This is a genomic window from Pseudomonas sp. 31 R 17 (genome assembly GCF_900004915.1).
Taxonomy (GTDB): domain Bacteria; phylum Pseudomonadota; class Gammaproteobacteria; order Pseudomonadales; family Pseudomonadaceae; genus Aquipseudomonas; species Aquipseudomonas orientalis_A.
In genome coordinates this window covers 14,474-30,491 of sequence record NZ_CVTN01000062.1, presented here as the reverse complement: position 1 = coordinate 30,491, position 16,018 = coordinate 14,474, and the positions used below count along the sequence as shown (strand labels likewise).

Annotated in this window: 15 protein-coding genes and 1 pseudogene; 8 read left to right on the top strand and 8 right to left on the bottom strand. The window is 61.9% G+C overall.

Translation table 11 applies throughout. The annotated features are described in order from the left end of the window. Window positions 1–44: 44 nt before the first annotated feature. Both thiS and BFP89_RS10090 read right to left on the bottom strand, forming a co-directional pair. Window positions 45–245 (bottom strand): sulfur carrier protein ThiS, encoded by a 201-nt coding sequence (thiS, locus tag BFP89_RS10095; protein ID WP_065885539.1) that lies wholly within the window; start codon window positions 243–245, stop codon window positions 45–47. Window positions 246–324: 79 nt separating this feature from the next. Further along, on the bottom strand, window positions 325–699 hold the full coding sequence (locus tag BFP89_RS10090) for a DUF423 domain-containing protein (protein WP_065885344.1): 375 nt from the start codon (window positions 697–699) through the stop codon (window positions 325–327). A gap of 74 nt (window positions 700–773) precedes the next feature. On the opposite strand from BFP89_RS10090, the gene mtgA reads away from it, so the two are divergent. Further along, window positions 774–1,496: a monofunctional biosynthetic peptidoglycan transglycosylase gene (gene mtgA / locus BFP89_RS10085; RefSeq protein ID WP_065885343.1), complete on the top strand. Its 723-nt coding sequence runs from the start codon at window positions 774–776 to the stop codon at window positions 1,494–1,496. A 132-nt stretch (window positions 1,497–1,628) separates the two neighbouring features. Here the strand turns inward: mtgA and rpoH are convergent, their stop codons facing one another. The 4 genes from rpoH to ftsY all read right to left on the bottom strand — a co-directional run bounded on the left by rpoH (window position 1,629) and on the right by ftsY (window position 5,707). After that, the gene (gene rpoH / locus BFP89_RS10080) at window positions 1,629–2,483 is read right to left on the bottom strand and encodes an RNA polymerase sigma factor RpoH (protein WP_003176698.1); all 855 of its coding nucleotides are present in this window, start codon (window positions 2,481–2,483) and stop codon (window positions 1,629–1,631) included. Between the two features lie 130 nt (window positions 2,484–2,613). Further along, entirely contained in the window at window positions 2,614–3,636 is a 1,023-nt protein-coding gene (ftsX, locus tag BFP89_RS10075) for a permease-like cell division protein FtsX (protein WP_065885342.1), read from the bottom strand. After that, window positions 3,633–4,304, bottom strand: coding sequence for a cell division ATP-binding protein FtsE (gene ftsE / locus BFP89_RS10070; protein ID WP_003213784.1), 672 nt, complete (start codon window positions 4,302–4,304; stop codon window positions 3,633–3,635). Before ftsE ends, ftsX begins: the two co-directional genes overlap by 4 nt. Then, entirely contained in the window at window positions 4,301–5,707 is a 1,407-nt protein-coding gene (ftsY, locus tag BFP89_RS10065) for a signal recognition particle-docking protein FtsY (protein WP_065885341.1), read from the bottom strand. The genes ftsE and ftsY overlap by 4 nt, the downstream gene beginning before the upstream one ends. Window positions 5,708–5,938: 231 nt before the next feature. Here ftsY and BFP89_RS10060 point away from each other — a divergent pair, with 231 nt between their 5' ends. The 4 genes from BFP89_RS10060 (at window position 5,939) to BFP89_RS10045 (ending at window position 10,510) form a co-directional block, all read left to right on the top strand. Beyond that, window positions 5,939–7,294: a M16 family metallopeptidase gene (locus tag BFP89_RS10060; RefSeq protein ID WP_065885340.1), complete on the top strand. Its 1,356-nt coding sequence runs from the start codon at window positions 5,939–5,941 to the stop codon at window positions 7,292–7,294. After that, entirely contained in the window at window positions 7,287–8,777 is a 1,491-nt protein-coding gene (locus BFP89_RS10055) for a M16 family metallopeptidase (protein ID WP_065885339.1), read from the top strand. The genes BFP89_RS10060 and BFP89_RS10055 overlap by 8 nt, the downstream gene beginning before the upstream one ends. Beyond that, the gene (gene rsmD, locus BFP89_RS10050) at window positions 8,777–9,382 is read left to right on the top strand and encodes a 16S rRNA (guanine(966)-N(2))-methyltransferase RsmD (protein WP_057723500.1); all 606 of its coding nucleotides are present in this window, start codon (window positions 8,777–8,779) and stop codon (window positions 9,380–9,382) included. Before BFP89_RS10055 ends, rsmD begins: the two co-directional genes overlap by 1 nt. A 132-nt stretch (window positions 9,383–9,514) precedes the next feature. Continuing rightward, window positions 9,515–10,510 (top strand): hydrolase, encoded by a 996-nt coding sequence (locus tag BFP89_RS10045; RefSeq protein WP_065885338.1) that lies wholly within the window; start codon window positions 9,515–9,517, stop codon window positions 10,508–10,510. A gap of 118 nt (window positions 10,511–10,628) precedes the next feature. Here the strand turns inward: BFP89_RS10045 and BFP89_RS10040 are convergent, their stop codons facing one another. Next, a complete protein-coding gene (locus tag BFP89_RS10040; RefSeq protein ID WP_065885337.1) occupies window positions 10,629–11,483 on the bottom strand; it encodes a sulfurtransferase in 855 nt (284 codons plus the stop codon). Window positions 11,484–11,516: 33 nt separating this feature from the next. Beyond that, a complete protein-coding gene (locus BFP89_RS10035) occupies window positions 11,517–12,188 on the bottom strand; it encodes a TetR/AcrR family transcriptional regulator (protein WP_065885336.1) in 672 nt (223 codons plus the stop codon). A gap of 130 nt (window positions 12,189–12,318) precedes the next feature. Between BFP89_RS10035 and BFP89_RS10030 the strand changes: the two are divergent. The 3 genes and pseudogenes from BFP89_RS10030 to BFP89_RS10020 form a co-directional block, all read left to right on the top strand. Next, window positions 12,319–13,761: pseudogene (locus BFP89_RS10030) on the top strand (coniferyl aldehyde dehydrogenase); the annotation flags it as partial. Window positions 13,762–13,790: 29 nt separating this feature from the next. Then, window positions 13,791–14,336, top strand: a complete 546-nt coding sequence (locus BFP89_RS10025) for a twin-arginine translocation pathway signal protein (RefSeq protein ID WP_065885334.1) — start codon at window positions 13,791–13,793, stop codon at window positions 14,334–14,336. Window positions 14,337–14,371: 35 nt separating this feature from the next. After that, window positions 14,372–15,967 (top strand): GMC family oxidoreductase, encoded by a 1,596-nt coding sequence (locus BFP89_RS10020; protein WP_065885333.1) that lies wholly within the window; start codon window positions 14,372–14,374, stop codon window positions 15,965–15,967. The last annotated feature ends 51 nt before the right edge of the window (window positions 15,968–16,018 follow it).

Sequence of the window (16,018 nt, the reverse complement as noted above, 5' to 3'; positions counted from 1 at the left end):
CGTAATGGGGTGAGGTTCTGCAGAATGCGTTACCGCCGGCGCGACTAGCCGCCGCCGATGGCGTGGACCACTTCGACCTGGTCACCCTCGCTGAGCGCGGTGCCTTCGTGCTGGCTGCGCGGGACGATATCCAGGTTGAGCTCCACTGCGACACGACGCCCGGTCAAATCCAGGCGGGTCAGCAGGGCCGCAACGGTTTCACCGTCGGGCAGTTCAAGGGGTTCGCCGTTCAACTGAATGCGCATGCCACGGGCCGCCATCGTTTTTAGGGGCCGGCATTCTAACGCGATTGGCACCTGAAGGTCAGCTCCAGGCGTCAAGCGGTCAAACCTGCAAGCGCCACGCCGTCAAGCCCAGGAAGAACCAGCCGAGCAGGAAGGCCAGGCCGCCAAACGGGGTGATGATGCCCAGTTTGCTGATGCCGGTCGTGGTCAACACATACAGGCTGCCGGAGAACAGCAAAATACCGACGACAAACGAAATGCCCGCCCAGGTGACCAGTCGGCCGGGAATATGCGCGGCCAGCAGGGCCACCCCAAACAAGGCCAGGGCGTGCACCAGTTGATAGGTCACGCCGGTATGGAAGATCGCCAGGTAATCGGCGCTCAGGCGATTCTTCAGGCCGTGGGCGGCGAAGGCGCCCAGGGCGACACCGGTGAAACCGAAAAAGGCAGCCAGCATCAGAAAGCTACGCAGCATGAGGAACTCCAGTCAGACTCATCGGGCAGGGTCTGTATAATGGCCCGCTCAACGGGTTCGGCCAAGCCATCTCTATGCTGCGTATCTTCTTCAAACGCTTTCTCAACGTGGTGAAATGGTTCGCCATCGGCAGTGTGCTGCTGGTGCTGCTGTTTCGCGTCGTACCGCCGCCGTTCACCGCGCTGATGGTGGAACGCAAGGTCGAGTCCTGGATCGACGGAGAGCCCATTGACCTGCAGCGCAGCTGGGTGCCGTGGGACGAGATTTCCGATGACCTCAAAGTGGCGGTGATGGCCGGTGAAGACCAGCGTTTCCCGCAGCACTGGGGCTTTGACTTTGGCGCCATCCAGGCGGCGATCGTGCACAACGAACGTGGCGGTTCGATCCGGGGCGCCAGTACATTGAGCCAGCAGGTGTCGAAGAACCTGTTCCTGTGGGCCGGCCGCAGCTATCTGCGCAAGGGCCTGGAGGCCTGGTTCACCGGATTGATCGAAGTGCTATGGCCCAAGCAGCGCATTCTTGAGGTGTACCTCAACAGCGTGGAGTGGGATGAGGGCGTGTTTGGCGCGGAGGCGGCGGCGCGGCATCACTTTGGCGTGAGTGCCAAGGGGCTGTCACGGCAACAGGCCAGCTATCTGGCAGCGGTGTTGCCTAACCCACGGGTGTGGAGTGCCAGTCATCCAACCGCCTATGTAGCGCGGCGGGCGGCGTGGATTCGTCAGCAGATGAGTCAATTGGGTGGGGATGGCTACCTGCTTGAGCTGAACAACGCCCGCAAGGCCCCCTGGTCCAACTGACACAATACAAAACAACTGTGGGAGGGGGCTTGCCCCCGATAGCGGTGGACCAGTCACTGTATGTAATGACTGACACTCTGCTATCGGGGGCAAGCCCCCTCCCACATTTTTTACCCAGTGCTGCCAGTAGCGTTAGGCAGCGATCGACAACTTCAGCTTGTTCATCGCGCTTTTCTCAAGCTGACGAATCCGCTCGGCCGACACGTTGTACTTCTGCGCCAGGTCGTGCAGCGTGGCTTTTTCTTCCGCCAGCCAGCGCTGGTAGAGAATGTCACGGCTGCGGTCGTCCAGCACTTCCAGCGCTTCGTGCAGGTTGTGATTGGAGTTGTCGCTCCAGTCGGCATCTTCCAGTTGACGCGCCGGGTCGTACCGGTGGTCTTCCAGGTAGTTGGCCGGCGATTGGAAGGCGCTGTCGTCGTCTGCCTCGGCAGCCGGGTCGAAGGCCATGTCATGGCCGGTCAGGCGACTTTCCATCTCGCGCACTTCACGGGGCTCCACGCCGAGGCTTTCGGCCACGCGGTGGACTTCCTCGTTGTTCAGCCACGCCAGGCGTTTCTTCTGGCTGCGCAGGTTGAAGAACAACTTGCGCTGGGCCTTGGTGGTCGCCACTTTCACGATGCGCCAGTTGCGCAGGATGAACTCGTGGATTTCCGCCTTGATCCAGTGCACAGCAAACGACACCAGGCGCACACCCATCTCAGGGTTGAAACGCTTTACAGCCTTCATCAGGCCGACGTTGCCTTCCTGGATCAGGTCAGCCTGGGCCAGACCGTAGCCGCTATAGCTACGGGCGATATGTACGACAAAACGCAGGTGGGCGAGCACCATCTGCCGAGCCGCCCCCAAATCCTGCTCATAGTAGAGACTCTCGGCCAGTTCACGCTCCTGCTCGGGCGTCAGCAAAGGAATGCTGTTTACCGTGTGCACATAGGCTTCCAGGTTCGCACCCGGGACCAAGGCATAAGCAGGTTGCAAAGAAGTGGTCATACGAAAAAACCTCCGACTCACATAACTCGTGCAGTTCAGCACTGCGAAAATTGACCGGGGAACCGTAGGACAAGTTCCCTAAACTGCTGACAAGGTCAATACAAACGAAACTACATTACCCTGACATTAACTACTTCGGTGCCAGCTCACGTAAATGCCGTGCGACCGCAATCCACGCACCGATATACCCCAACAGCACCGCGCCAAGCAAGAGGCTCAGGCCATCGGCCACCGGCACGCCGGCCAGGGCAAAATCGCTGCCGTACAAGCCGGCCAGCCCGATAACCGCATCGTTCAGCCAGTCCAGGCCAAAAGCCAGCAAGCCCCAGGACAAAACCCCGGCACCGAAGCCATAAAGCGCGCCCATGTACAGAAAAGGACGACGCACATAGCTGTCCGTGCCGCCGACCAGTTTAATCACTTCTATCTCGGTGCGGCGGTTTTCAATATGAAGACGAATGGTATTACCTATCACCAAAAGTAATGCAGACACCAGCAACACCGTCAAACCGAACACGAAGCGGTCGCCCAGCTTGAGGATCGCGGCCAGGCGCTCTACCCAGACTAGATCAAGTTGCGCCTGTTGCACCTTGGGCATCTCTGCAAGTTTCTGGCGCAGGGCTTCCAGGGCCGGTTTGTCCACTTCATCCGGCGTAACCAGCACCACGCCCGGCAACGGGTTCTGCGGCAGCTCCTTGAGCGCCTCGCCCAGGCCGGATTGTTGCTGGAACTCCTCAAGTGCCTGGTCGCGGCTGATGTATTCGGCCTCCGCAACGCCCGGCATGTTCTTGATTTCGTCGCGCAGCGCTTCGCCTTGCTGAGTGCTGGCATCCAGGTTCAGGTACAGCGAAATCTGCGCCGCACGCTGCCAGGAACCGCCCAGGCGTTCCACATTATTAAGCAGCAACGACAAGCCCATCGGCAGGCTCAGGGCCACGGCCATCACCAGGCAGGTGAAAAAGCTGCCGATCGGCTGCTTGCCCAGGCGACGCAGACTGTCGAGCAGGCTGGCGCGGTGGCTTTCGATCCAGGCACGCAACAGGGTGCCGAAGTCCGGGCCGTCGTCATCGTCGCGTTTTTTCTTTTTCGGTTGCGGGTCGGCCGGTTTCGGCGCCACGCGTTCGGATACTTTAGGGCTGCGTGTCGCACTCATACGCCGGCCTCCCCGTCGCCGATCAGGCGGCCGCGTTGCAGGGTCAGCATGCGGTGGCGCATGCGGGCAATCAGCGCCAGGTCGTGGCTGGCGATCAATACGCTGGTGCCCAGGCGATTGATGTCTTCGAACACCCCCATGATCTCGGCCGCCAGGCGCGGGTCGAGGTTACCGGTGGGTTCGTCCGCCAGCAGCAAGGCCGGGCGGTGGACGATGGCGCGGGCGATACCCACGCGCTGTTGCTGGCCGGTGGACAGGTCGCCGGGGTAGAGGTCGGTCTTGTCCGACAACGCCACGCGCTCCAGGGCCGAATCCACCCGCTTGACGATCTCGGCCTTGGACAGCCCCAGGATCTGCAGGGGCAAGGCGATGTTGTTGAACACCGTACGATCGAACAGCAACTGGTGGTTCTGGAACACCACGCCGATCTGACGGCGCAGGAACGGGATCTGCGCATTGCTGATGGTGGCCAGGTCCTGGCCCGCCAGCAACAGCTTGCCGGTGGTCGGCCGCTCCATCGCCAGCAGCAGGCGCAACAAGGTGCTCTTACCGGCGCCGGAATGACCGGTGACGAACAAAAACTCGCCCCGCCGTACTCGAAAGCTCAGCTCATGCAAGCCCACATGCCCGTTGGCGTAGCGTTTACCGACCTGTTCGAATCGAATCATGAACGCTCCCGCTCGGCAAACAGTGCCTGTACAAAGGGTTCGGCTTCAAAGGTGCGCAGGTCGTCGATGCCTTCACCGACGCCGATGTAACGAATCGGCAACCCGAACTGTTTGGCCAGGGCGAAAATCACACCGCCCTTGGCCGTGCCGTCCAGCTTGGTCAAGGCCAGGCCTGTCAGTTGCACCGTCTGGTTGAATTGCTTGGCCTGGCTGATGGCGTTCTGGCCGGTACCGGCGTCCAGCACCAGCAGCACTTCATGGGGGGCATCGGCGTCGAGCTTGCCGATCACGCGGCGGACTTTCTTCAGCTCTTCCATCAAGTTGTCTTTGGTGTGCAGGCGACCGGCGGTGTCGGCGATCAACACATCGATGTTACGGGCCTTGGCGGCCTGCACGGCATCGAAGATCACCGAAGCGGAGTCGGCCCCCGTGTGCTGGGCGATCACCGGGATCTTGTTGCGCTCACCCCACACTTGCAGCTGTTCGACGGCAGCGGCACGGAAGGTGTCGCCGGCGGCGAGCATGACTTTCTTGCCCTCGCCCTGCAGTTTTTTGGCCAACTTGCCGATGGTGGTGGTCTTGCCGGCGCCGTTGACGCCCACGACCAGGATCACGAAAGGTTTCTTCGGCGTAATCACCAGCGGCGCTTCAACCGGTTTAAGCATGGCGGCCAGCTCGGCCTGCAGGGACTTGTACAACGCGTCGGCGTCGGTCAACTGCTTGCGCGCGACTTTCTGGGTCAGGCTCTGGATGATCACGGCGGTGGCTTCGACGCCCACGTCTGCGGTAAGCAGGCGGGTTTCAATGTCTTCCAGCAGCTCGTCATCGATGGTCTTTTTGCCGAGGAACAGGCTGGCCATGCCTTCGCCGATACTGGCGCTGGTTTTGCTCAGGCCCTGCTTGAGGCGGGCGAAGAAGCCGGTTTTATTGGTTTCGGCGGGGGCGGCGGGCTCTTCGATGACCGCAGGCACGGCAACTGCAGCTGGCACTTCAACAGGGATTTCAGCAGACATTTCGACTGCAGGGGGCGCCGTGACGACAACCTCTACCGGCGGAGCCACAGGAATGGGCGGCGTCACGTGTTCAGCCTGCACATCCTCAACCAGTGCCACCGGCTCCTCGGCTACCGGCAGCTCCAGCCACGGTTTGTGCTCGGGTTCAGGTTCAGGCGCAGGTTCTGCCTCGACCACCGGCTGCAACACCGGCTCCGCGATAGGCAACACCACCGGTGCTGGCGTTTCGGCAACCGGCTCGGCTTCTACTATAGGCTCAGGGGTAGGTTCGGGTTGAACCTGCGGCTGTTCGACGACGGTTTCCTGCGGCTTTTTGCGCAGCCATCCGAACAGGCCTTTTTTCTCGCCAGCCGCAGCTGGGGTCTTCTTGTCGTCGTTGGAACCAAACATGGAGACGGCTATCTCAAGGTAGCGACGCGCCAAGCGGCGCTTCGGTAAATAAAATTCGATGCGTAACAGACTGTTTTTTAGCCAGCTCGTTCATGCGCAACATTTTGAAGGCCTAAATAGAGCCTTAACAGGACAGCCACAGTGGCCGTCCCTGATTCGGATCAGTATCCTAGCACCTCCTCGCCCGCCGACGCTAAGACCAAGCGGGCAGTCCAACAGGTTAAAAAACGAATGAATGCTCTAGCCCGCCGCGCCGCAGGCCTGCTGCTCAGCACAGTTTGTCTGCCCCTTTCAGCTTTGGCTGCCGATCCACAACCCACCCACGAATTCACCCTCGACAACGGCCTCAAGGTCGTCGTGCGCGAAGATCATCGTGCGCCGGTGGTGGTTTCCCAGGTCTGGTACAAGGTGGGCTCGAGCTACGAAACCCCGGGCCAGACCGGTTTGTCCCACGCCTTGGAACACATGATGTTCAAGGGCAGCGCCAAGGTCGGCCCCGGCGAAGCCTCGCTGATCCTGCGCGACCTGGGCGCCGAAGAAAACGCGTTCACCAGTGACGACTACACCGCTTACTATCAGGTGCTGGCCCGCGACCGCCTGGGCGTGGCCTTCGAGCTGGAAGCCGACCGCATGGCCAGCCTGCGCCTGCCGGCCGATGAGTTCAGCCGCGAAATCGAGGTGATCAAGGAAGAGCGCCGCCTGCGCACCGACGACAACCCGATGTCCAAGGCCTTTGAACGTTTCAAGGCCATGGCCTTCCCGGCCAGCGGCTATCACACGCCAACCATCGGCTGGATGGCCGACCTGGAACGCATGAAGGTCGAGGAACTGCGCCACTGGTACCAGGCCTGGTACGTACCGAACAACGCGACCCTGGTGGTGGTCGGCGATGTCACGCCGGACGAGGTGAAAACCCTGGCCCAGCGCTACTTCGGCCCGATCCCCAAGCGCGACGTCCCGCCCGCCAAGATTCCGCTGGAGCTGGCCGAGCCCGGCGAGCGCCTGCTGACCCTGCACGTGCAAACCCAATTGCCAAGCGTCATGCTCGGTTTCAACGTGCCGGGCCTTGCAACTGCCGAGGACAAGCGCTCGGTACAAGCCCTGCGCCTGATCTCGGCCCTGCTTGACGGCGGCTACAGCGCGCGTATCTCCGAGCAGCTGGAGCGCGGTGAAGAACTGGTCTCCGCCGCCTCCACCAATTACGACGCCTATACCCGCGGCGATACCCTGTTCATGCTGAGCGCCACGCCTAACCAGCAGAAGAAAAAGACCGTCGCCCAAGCCGAAGCCGGCCTGTGGCGCCTGTTGGAAGAGCTCAAGGCCAAGCCGCCCACCGCCGAAGAACTCGAGCGCATCCGCGCCCAGGTGATAGCAGGCGTGGTCTACCAGCGCGATTCCATCACCAGCCAGGCCACGGCCATTGGCTCGCTGGAGACCGTCGGCCTGTCGTGGAAGCTGATGGACACTGAGCTTGCCGACCTGCAAAGCGTGACCCCGGAAGATATCCAAAAGGCTGCGCGCACCTATTTCACCCGCGAACGTCTGAGCGTCGCCCATGTTTTGCCCGAGGAGACCGCTCATGAGTGACCGCAAAAGCAGCCGCCTGATTCTGCCCGGCCTGATCGCCGTTACCCTGTGCGCGGCCAGTGCCGTGTACTTCCTGCGCCCGAACGAATCCGTCGCCAGCCCGGCGCTGGACAAGGCTCAATCGGCCAGCAAGCTGCAATCGCTGGCTGAGCTTGACGGTAAAGCACCGACCAACCGCAAGCTCGATGTGCAGACCTGGACCACCGCCGAAGGCGCCAAGGTGCTGTTCGTCGAAGCCCATGAATTGCCGATGTTCGACGTGCGCATCCTGTTCGCCGCCGGCAGCAGCCAGGACGGCAACGTGCCGGGACTGGCCTTGATGACCAATGCCATGCTCAACGAAGGCGTGCCGGGCAAGGACGTCAGCCAGATCGCCAGCGGCTTTGAAGGCCTGGGCGCCGACTTTGGCAATGGCGCCTACCGCGACATGGCCCTGGTGTCCCTGCGCAGCCTGAGCGACAGCGACAAGCGCGAGGCCGCACTGGCGCTGTTCGATGACGTGATCGGCAAGCCGACGTTCCCCGCCGATTCACTGGCGCGCATCAAGAACCAGATCCTGGCCGGCTTCGAATACCAGAAACAGAACCCCGCCAAGCTGGCGAGCATCGAGCTGTTCAAGCGCCTGTACGGCGACCACCCGTACGCACACCCAAGCGAAGGCACGCCTGAAAGCGTTCCGGCGATTACCGTGCAACAGATGCAGGCCTTCCACGCCAAGGCCTACGCGGCGGGCAATGCGGTGATCGCAGTGGTCGGCGACCTGACCCGTGCCGAAGCCGAAGCCATGACCGCCAAGGTTTCTGCCGCGCTGCCCAAGGGCCCGGCCCTGGCGAAGATTGCCCAGCCGACGGAGCCCAAGGCCGGCCTGAGCCGTATCGAGTTTCCCTCCAAGCAAACCCACCTGCTGTTCGCCCAGTTGGGCATCGACCGTGCAGACCCGGATTACGCAGCCTTGTCCCTGGGCAACCAGATTCTCGGCGGCGGAGGCTTCGGCACCCGCTTGATGAGCGAAGTGCGCGAAAAACGCGGGCTGACCTACGGCGTGTACTCCGGTTTCTCGCCGATGCAGGTGCGCGGCCCGTTCATGATCAACCTGCAGACCCGCGCCGAAATGAGCGGCGGCACCCTGCGCCTGGTCGAAGACGTGGTGGCTGACTACCTCAAAAACGGCCCCACCCAAAAAGAACTGGATGACGCCAAGCGCGAACTGGCCGGCAGCTTTCCGCTGTCCACCGCCAGCAACGCCGATATCGTCGGGCAGTTGGGGGCCATGGGTTTCTACAACCTGCCGCTGAGCTATCTGGAAGATTTCATGAAACAATCCCAGGCCCTGACCGTAGAGCAGGTCAAGGCTGCAATGAACAAACACTTGAGCGCCGACAAGATGGTCATCGTGACCGCCGGCCCGACGATTGCGCAAAAGCCACTACCGCCCCCCACTGATAAACCCGCCGAGCAGCCGCTCGGGGTTCCGGAGCATTAATGGCCAGTTCATCTCGCCCGAAAAAACCTGTCCACAACGTGCATAACGGTGTGGGCCAACTGCGCATCATTGGCGGTGAATGGGGCAGCCGCAAGCTGAGCTTCCCCGATGTCGTGGGCCTGCGCCCGACCCCGGATCGCGTGCGCGAAACCCTGTTCAACTGGCTGGCGCCGTACATCGGCGGCGCCAAGGTACTCGACCCGTTTGCCGGCAGTGGCGCGTTGTTCCTGGAGGCGCTGTCCCGTGGCGCAGCCCAGGCACAGGCGCTGGATGCGAGCAATGTGGCGGTGTCCAGCCTCAAGGAACACTTGGGTACCTTGCGCTGCACCAATGGCCAGGTCCAGACCGCCGACGCCTTGCGCTACCTGGAGACCCAGGCCGCCAGCGAATACGACGTGGTGTTCCTCGACCCACCGTTCAACCAGAACCTGCTGCCGACCGTGTGTGCGTTGCTGGAAGAACGCCAATGGCTGGCGCCGGATGCGTGGATCTACACTGAAAGCGAGACCGCGCCGTCGACGCTCGGCCTGCCGGGCAGCTGGCGCCTGCACCGGGAGCAGAAATCCGGGCGGGTGTATTACGCGCTGTGGCACCGCGCCCTGTAGGAGCGAGCTTGCTCGCCAAGGTCGAGCAGGCGGCACGGGCTGCCTGATAGCGCTGCGTCATCGTTAACGTTTTTCGCGAGCAAGCTCGCTCCTACGGGGGGCATGGCAAGCTCGTCCGGCAGCGAGTATTTCATGACTCCCTCTGTGGACCGCTTCAAACCCGCCTTCGGCCTCGGCAACCCCCACCTGCAAACACTGTGGGGGCCGCTGTGGCGCCCGACCACCCACATCGAGCGCCAACGCGAACGTCTGTGGCTGGAAGACGGCGACTTTCTCGACCTCGACTGGCATGGCCCCCACGACGTGCAAGCGCCGCTGGTGCTGGTGTTGCACGGGCTGACCGGTTCGTCCAATTCGCCTTACGTCGCCGGCCTGCAAAAAGTGCTCGCCGCGCAAGGCTGGGCCAGTGCGGCATTGAACTGGCGTGGCTGTTCGGGCGAGCCGAACCTGTTGGCTCGCAGCTATCACTCCGGTGCCAGCGAAGACCTGGCCGCAGCGATTGCTCATCTGCGCACCAAGCGACCTTTGGCGCCGCTGTATGCGGTGGGTTATTCCCTGGGCGGCAATGTGTTGCTCAAGCATTTGGGAGAAACCGGTGCGGCTTCGGGGCTGCAAGGCGCGGCCGCAGTGTCGGTGCCGTTTCGCCTGGACCAATGCGCGGATCGTATCGGGCTGGGGTTTTCGCGGGTGTATCAGAAGCATTTCATGCGCGAGATGCTGGCGTATATCCGCGTCAAGCAACGTCAGTTTCTGCAGGACGGTCGGCAAGACGGATTGAAAGCCCTGGAAGCTTTGGGCTCTCTGGAGAAGATGCGCACGTTCTGGGACTTCGATGGGCGAGTGACTGCGCCGTTGCATGGTTTCTTGAGTGCTGAGGATTACTATCGCCGCGCCTCCAGTCGCTACTACCTGGGCGCTATCCGCACACCAACACTGATCATCCAGGCGGCTGATGATCCGTTTGTGTTTGCCCACAGCCTGCCCGAAGCCAGTGAGCTATCAGACTGTACGGAGTTTGAGCTGTTGGCCAAGGGTGGGCATGTGGGGTTTGTAGAGGGTTCGCTGAAACGCCCCGGCTACTATCTGGAACGCCGCATCCCCCAGTGGTTACTGGCACAACATAGGTAAAATGTGGGAGGGGGCTTGCCCCCGATAGCGGTGTGCCAGTCAGTACATCTGTCACTGATCCACCGCCATCGGGGGCAAGCCCCCTCCCACACTTTGATTGGGTTCACAGGCCGATTGCTCAGTCGCCTGTTGCCACTTCCCGCTTGGGATCCGTAATCCACTCACTCCAAGACCCCGCATACAACTTGCCCAACGGATACCCCGCCAAGCTCAGCGCAAACAGGTTATGGCACGCCGTTACCCCCGAACCGCAATACGCCACCAATTCTTCCGGCGGGCGCCCCTGCAACTGCGCGGCAAAACGCTGCCTGAGCTGCTCGGCCGGCAAGAAACGACCATCACTGCCCAGGTTTTCATTGAAGGCCGCGCACTGCGCACCGGGAATATGCCCGGCAATCGGGTCGATGGGCTCTACTTCGCCACGAAAACGCGGCTGGGCGCGGGCGTCGATCAAGGTCAGGCCGGGCTGACCCAGGCGTTTTTGCACATGCTCGGCATCCAGCACCAGCCGGTTATCCGGCGTACCTGTGAAGGTGCCCGGCTCATTCACCGGCGCATCCAGGCTCAAGGGGAAACCGGCGCTGTGCCAGGCCTTGAGGCCACCATCGAGAATAAACACGCCATCACGCTTGCCCAGCCAGGTCAGCAGCCACCAGGCACGGGCGGCATAGGCACCGGGGCCGTCGTCATACAGCACCACATCGGTGTTGGCGCTGATGCCCCAGGCTTGCAGCTGTTCGGCGAAGGTGTCCGCCGCAGGCAAAGGATGACGGCCGGTCACACCCTTGATCACCTTGCCGCTGAGGTGGCGCTCCAGGTCGGCATATTGCGCCCCTTCGATATGCCCTTCGGCATAGCTGCACAGCCCGTAATCCGGGTCTTCCAGGGCAAAGCGGCAATCGAGGATCACCAGCCCTGCCAACTGCTGGCGCTCGGCCAACGCCTGGGGGCTGATCAATTGGGCAAGCGGCATGACTGACTCCTGTGCATACAAAGGGGAAAGGTCCTACTTCACTTCTTCCAGTGCCTGATTCAATGGCACGTAAAACTCTTTGAACAACGCATCCACCGCCGCCTTGGCCTGGGGCGTGACAAAACCCGCCTCCAACACCAGCACCTGGTATACCCCACGCTTTATCGCTTCGGCGCTCAAATGAGTGGAGTTTTCATTGGTGGTGCACAGGAACCGCACCCAGGAGGTGAGGATAATCCAGGCATTGAGGGTCAGGGCTTCGGTTTGCACCGGGTCCATTGTGAGAATGCCGGCGTCGACAAAGCCCTGGTAGATCGCCCCGCCCTGAATCAGGCAGCGCTGGGAAAACCGTCTATAGCCGGTGGCCAGCTCCGGGTCGCTTTCCAATAAGTGTTCGAGGTCGCGGTGCAGGAAGCGGTAGCGCCACATGCCGGCCAGTACGGCCTGCAGGTAGAAACGCTTGTCTTGCACCCTCATCGCGCGCCCTTGGGGCGGGCGCAGGAAACTGTCCACCAACGCTTCGTATTCGCGGAAAAGCACGGCGATGATCGCCTGCTTATTGGGGAAGTGGTAGTACAGGTTGCCCGGGGAAATTTCCATATGGGCGGCGATATGGTTCGTGCTGACACTGCGCTCGCCCTGCTGGTTAAAAAGCTCCAGGCTGGTTTGCACAATGCGCTCGCTGGTCTTTACTCGTGGTGCCATAGGGATCAGCTTCCAAACACGGGATGGGGCATCTTACGGCCTATGCCGGTCAGGTTAAATCCAGATGTTACTGCAATGTTTATTTGACAATTTAGAGTAATGACTCTAAAAATCCAGGCAGACCTATAACAATCGGGATCGCGCCATGTCTGCCAACGTTGCCTACCTGCCAGAATCCCAGGCGCTGGATCATCTCCAGGACCTGTTCGAAGCGCAACGTCGCGCCTACGCCGCCAACCCGATGCCGCCGGCCGCGCAACGCCGCCAATGGCTCAAGGCCCTGCGCGATGTGCTCAGCAACGAACGCCAGGCGCTGATCAATGCGATCAGTCAGGACTTCAGCCATCGCAGCGCGGACGAAACCCTGTTCGCCGAGCTGATGCCCAGCCTGCAGGGTATTCACTACGCCAGCAAGCACCTCAAAGGTTGGATGAAACCTTCCCGCCGCGCTGTAGGCATTGCCTTTCAACCCGCGTCGGCCAAAGTCATCTACCAGCCGCTGGGTGTGGTCGGCGTCATCGTGCCGTGGAACTACCCGCTGTACCTGGCCGTCGGCCCGCTGGTCGGCGCCTTGGCCGCCGGTAACCGGGTGATGCTCAAGCTCAGCGAGTCCACGCCGGCCACCGGCGAACTGCTCAAGGCATTGCTGGCGAAAATCTTCCCCGAGGACCTGGTGTGCGTTGTGCTCGGCGAAGCCGAAGTCGGCATGGCGTTTTCCACGTTGCGCTTCGATCATTTGCTGTTCACCGGGGCCACCAGCATCGGCAGGCATGTGATGCGTGCGGCCGCCGAACACCTCACGCCGGTCACTCTGGAGCTGGGCGGCAAATCGCCAGCCATCGTCTCCGCCGATGTGCCGCTCAAGGATGCTGCCGAGCGTATCGCCTTCGGCAAGGCGTTGAACGCCGGGCAAACCTGCGTGGCACCCGACTATGTGCTGGTACCGGAGGATCGTGTGGACGGCTTCGTCGAGGCTTACTCCGAGGCGATTCGCGGGTTCTATCCGACCCTGACCGACAACCCGGACTACACGGCCATCATCAACGAGCGGCAACTGGCCAGGCTCAATGCCTACGCCAAGGACGCCACTGACAAAGGCGCCACCCTGATTGCGCTGCACGACCAGGGCCAGGCACGGCGCATGCCTCACAGCCTGCTGCTGAACGTGAGTGACGAGATGAAGGTGATGCAGGATGAGATCTTTGGTCCGCTGTTGCCGATCGTGCCCTATCGCGGCATTGATGAGGCCTTTGCCTACATCAACCAGCGCCCGCGTCCACTGGCCCTGTATTACTTCGGCTACAACAAGCGCGAACAGGACCGTGTGCTCCACGAGACCCACTCCGGCGGCGTGTGCCTGAACGACACCCTGCTGCAGGTGGCCCAGGATGACCTGCCGTTTGGTGGCATCGGCCCCTCCGGCATGGGCCATTACCACGGTCGCGAAGGTTTCCTGACATTCAGCAAGGCCAAGGGCGTACTGGTCAAACAGCGTCTGAACGCGGCGAAGTTGATCTACCCGCCCTACGGGAAATCCATCCAGACGTTGATCCAGAAGCTGTTTATCCGCTGAAAACCGCCACCACCGGGACAATAAAGACAATGAATCCCAGCCTGACTGAAACACCTGCGCTGTCGCGGCGCGGCGTCTTGAAAATCGGCCTGTGCGCCAGCGCCTTCCTGGCGACCGCCGGGCTGGGCGCCAGCCTCAGCGGTTGCTCGAGCAGCACGCCGGCCAGCGGCTTTGCGATGTTGCGCGCCAGTGACTTGCCGTTCCTGCGCGCGGTCATCCCGGTGCTGCTGGAAGGCGCAGCCAGCGCGCAGGTCGTCAGCGCCGGGTTGGAAGACACCCTGAAAAAGCTCGACTACAGCCTTCAGCACCTGTCGCCGGAGATGTTCAAGCTCACCCAACAGCTGTTCGACGTGTTGAGCCTGGGCATTACCCGAGGACCGTTGACCGGCATCTGGGGCAGTTGGGAAAACGCCGGCAGCGAGCAGATCCGCAACTTCCTGCACCGCTGGGAAAACAGCTACCTGAACCTGCTGCGCATGGGCCAGGGCTCGCTGCTCAAGCTGGTGATCATGGCCTGGTACTTCCGGCCCGAGTCCTGGGCCCATTGCGGCTACCCCGGCCCGCCGAAGATCTGATCTGCATCCCTCACAATAAAAAAGAGACGACCCTGATGCCCGTACCCGATCTGTTCCGCGACGGCCTGGCCCGTGGCTGGAAAACCCACAATGGCGCCGCCCTCGACAGCGACCTGACCCTGGAAGCCGACGTGGCCATCATCGGCAGCGGCGCCGGTGGCGGCACCACCGCGGAAATTCTCAGCGCCGCCGGCTACAAGGTGCTGTTGATCGAAGAAGGCCCACTCAAGACCAGCAGCGATTTCAAGCTGCTGGAAGACGAAGCCTATGCCAGCCTGTACCAGGAAGGGATCGGGCGCATGAGCAAGGACGGTGCGATTACCATCCTGCAGGGCCGGGCAGTGGGCGGCACCACGCTGATCAACTGGACCTCCAGCTTCCGCACCCCCGATGCCACCCTCGCCCACTGGGCCAGCGAATATGCGGTGAAGGGCCATAGCAGCGCCGAAATGGCGCCGTGGTTCGAGACCATGGAACAGCGCCTGGGCATTGCGCCGTGGGCCCTGCCGCCGAACGCCAACAACGACGTGATCCGCAAAGGCTGCGAAAAGCTCGGCTACAGCTGGCACGTGATCCCGCGCAATGTGCGCGGCTGCTTTAATTTGGGTTATTGCGGCATGGGTTGCCCGGTCAACGCCAAGCAGTCGATGCTGGTGACCACCATCCCCGCCACCCTGGACAAAGGCGGCGAGCTGCTCTACCTGGCCCGAGCCGAGCGCCTCAACTACAGCGGCGACACGATCAGCAGCCTGGAATGCGTGGCCATGGACGCACGCTGCGTAGCGCCTACCGGCCGCACGATCACCGTGAAAGCCAGGCATTACGTACTCTCGGGCGGCGGCATCAACAGCCCGGCACTGCTGATGCGCTCGAACGCGCCCGACCCGCATTCACGGCTGGGCAAGCGCACCTTCCTGCACCTGGTGAACTTCTCCGCCGGGGTGTTCGACGAGGTGATCAATCCATTCTACGGGGCGCCGCAGTCGATCTATTCCGACCACTTCCAGTGGCAGGACGGCACTACCGGCAAAATGTCCTACAAGCTAGAAGCACCACCCTTGCATCCAGGGCTGGCGAGTACCTTGTTTGGCGGCTACGGGGCGCAGAATGCCTTGGACATGAGCCGATTGCCCCACACCCACGCCATGCTCGCGCTGTTGCGCGACGGGTTTCACCCCGACAGCCCTGGCGGCGCAGTGGAACTGCGCGGTGACGGTACGCCGGTGCTCGACTATCAGGTCTCGCCCTATGCCTGGGACGGCCTGCGCCGGGCCTTTCACAGCATGGCCGAGATTCAGTTCGCGGCGGGTGCCACCTCGGTCAAGCCCCTGCACCACGACGCCCGCTACGTGAACACCTTGGCCGAGGCGCGCAGCGTAATTGATGGGTTGAACCTCCAATTGCATCGGACTACCCTGGGCAGCGCCCATGTGATGGGCGGTTGCGCCATGGGCGAAGACCCGAAAAACGCGGTGGCCGACAGCCTTGGGCGCCACCACCAATTGCGCAACCTGTCGATTCACGACGGCTCGCTGTTTCCTACCAGCATTGGGGCAAATCCCCAGTTGTCGGTGTATGGATTGAGCGCCCAACTGGCGTCAGCCTTGGCCGAACGTCTGAAAACAGCGTGAAAAACCGTTCGATTCACGGCATTTATCTCCATAAGTCGACTTGGCCGACCG

Bases quoted from the DNA above. Each gene is read 5' to 3' on its own strand.
- thiS (WP_065885539.1), bottom strand. From the start codon at position 245: ATGCGCATTCAGTTGAACGGCGAACCCCTTGAACTGCCCGACGGTGAA.
- BFP89_RS10090 (WP_065885344.1), bottom strand. From the start codon at position 699: ATGCTGCGTAGCTTTCTGATGCTGGCTGCCTTTTTCGGTTTCACCGGT.
- mtgA (WP_065885343.1), top strand. From the start codon at position 774: ATGCTGCGTATCTTCTTCAAACGCTTTCTCAACGTGGTGAAATGGTTC.
- rpoH (WP_003176698.1), bottom strand. From the start codon at position 2,483: ATGACCACTTCTTTGCAACCTGCTTATGCCTTGGTCCCGGGTGCGAAC.
- ftsX (WP_065885342.1), bottom strand. From the start codon at position 3,636: ATGAGTGCGACACGCAGCCCTAAAGTATCCGAACGCGTGGCGCCGAAA.
- ftsE (WP_003213784.1), bottom strand. From the start codon at position 4,304: ATGATTCGATTCGAACAGGTCGGTAAACGCTACGCCAACGGGCATGTG.
- ftsY (WP_065885341.1), bottom strand. From the start codon at position 5,707: ATGTTTGGTTCCAACGACGACAAGAAGACCCCAGCTGCGGCTGGCGAG.
- BFP89_RS10060 (WP_065885340.1), top strand. From the start codon at position 5,939: ATGAATGCTCTAGCCCGCCGCGCCGCAGGCCTGCTGCTCAGCACAGTT.
- BFP89_RS10055 (WP_065885339.1), top strand. From the start codon at position 7,287: ATGAGTGACCGCAAAAGCAGCCGCCTGATTCTGCCCGGCCTGATCGCC.
- rsmD (WP_057723500.1), top strand. From the start codon at position 8,777: ATGGCCAGTTCATCTCGCCCGAAAAAACCTGTCCACAACGTGCATAAC.
- BFP89_RS10045 (WP_065885338.1), top strand. From the start codon at position 9,515: ATGACTCCCTCTGTGGACCGCTTCAAACCCGCCTTCGGCCTCGGCAAC.
- BFP89_RS10040 (WP_065885337.1), bottom strand. From the start codon at position 11,483: ATGCCGCTTGCCCAATTGATCAGCCCCCAGGCGTTGGCCGAGCGCCAG.
- BFP89_RS10035 (WP_065885336.1), bottom strand. From the start codon at position 12,188: ATGGCACCACGAGTAAAGACCAGCGAGCGCATTGTGCAAACCAGCCTG.
- BFP89_RS10025 (WP_065885334.1), top strand. From the start codon at position 13,791: ATGAATCCCAGCCTGACTGAAACACCTGCGCTGTCGCGGCGCGGCGTC.
- BFP89_RS10020 (WP_065885333.1), top strand. From the start codon at position 14,372: ATGCCCGTACCCGATCTGTTCCGCGACGGCCTGGCCCGTGGCTGGAAA.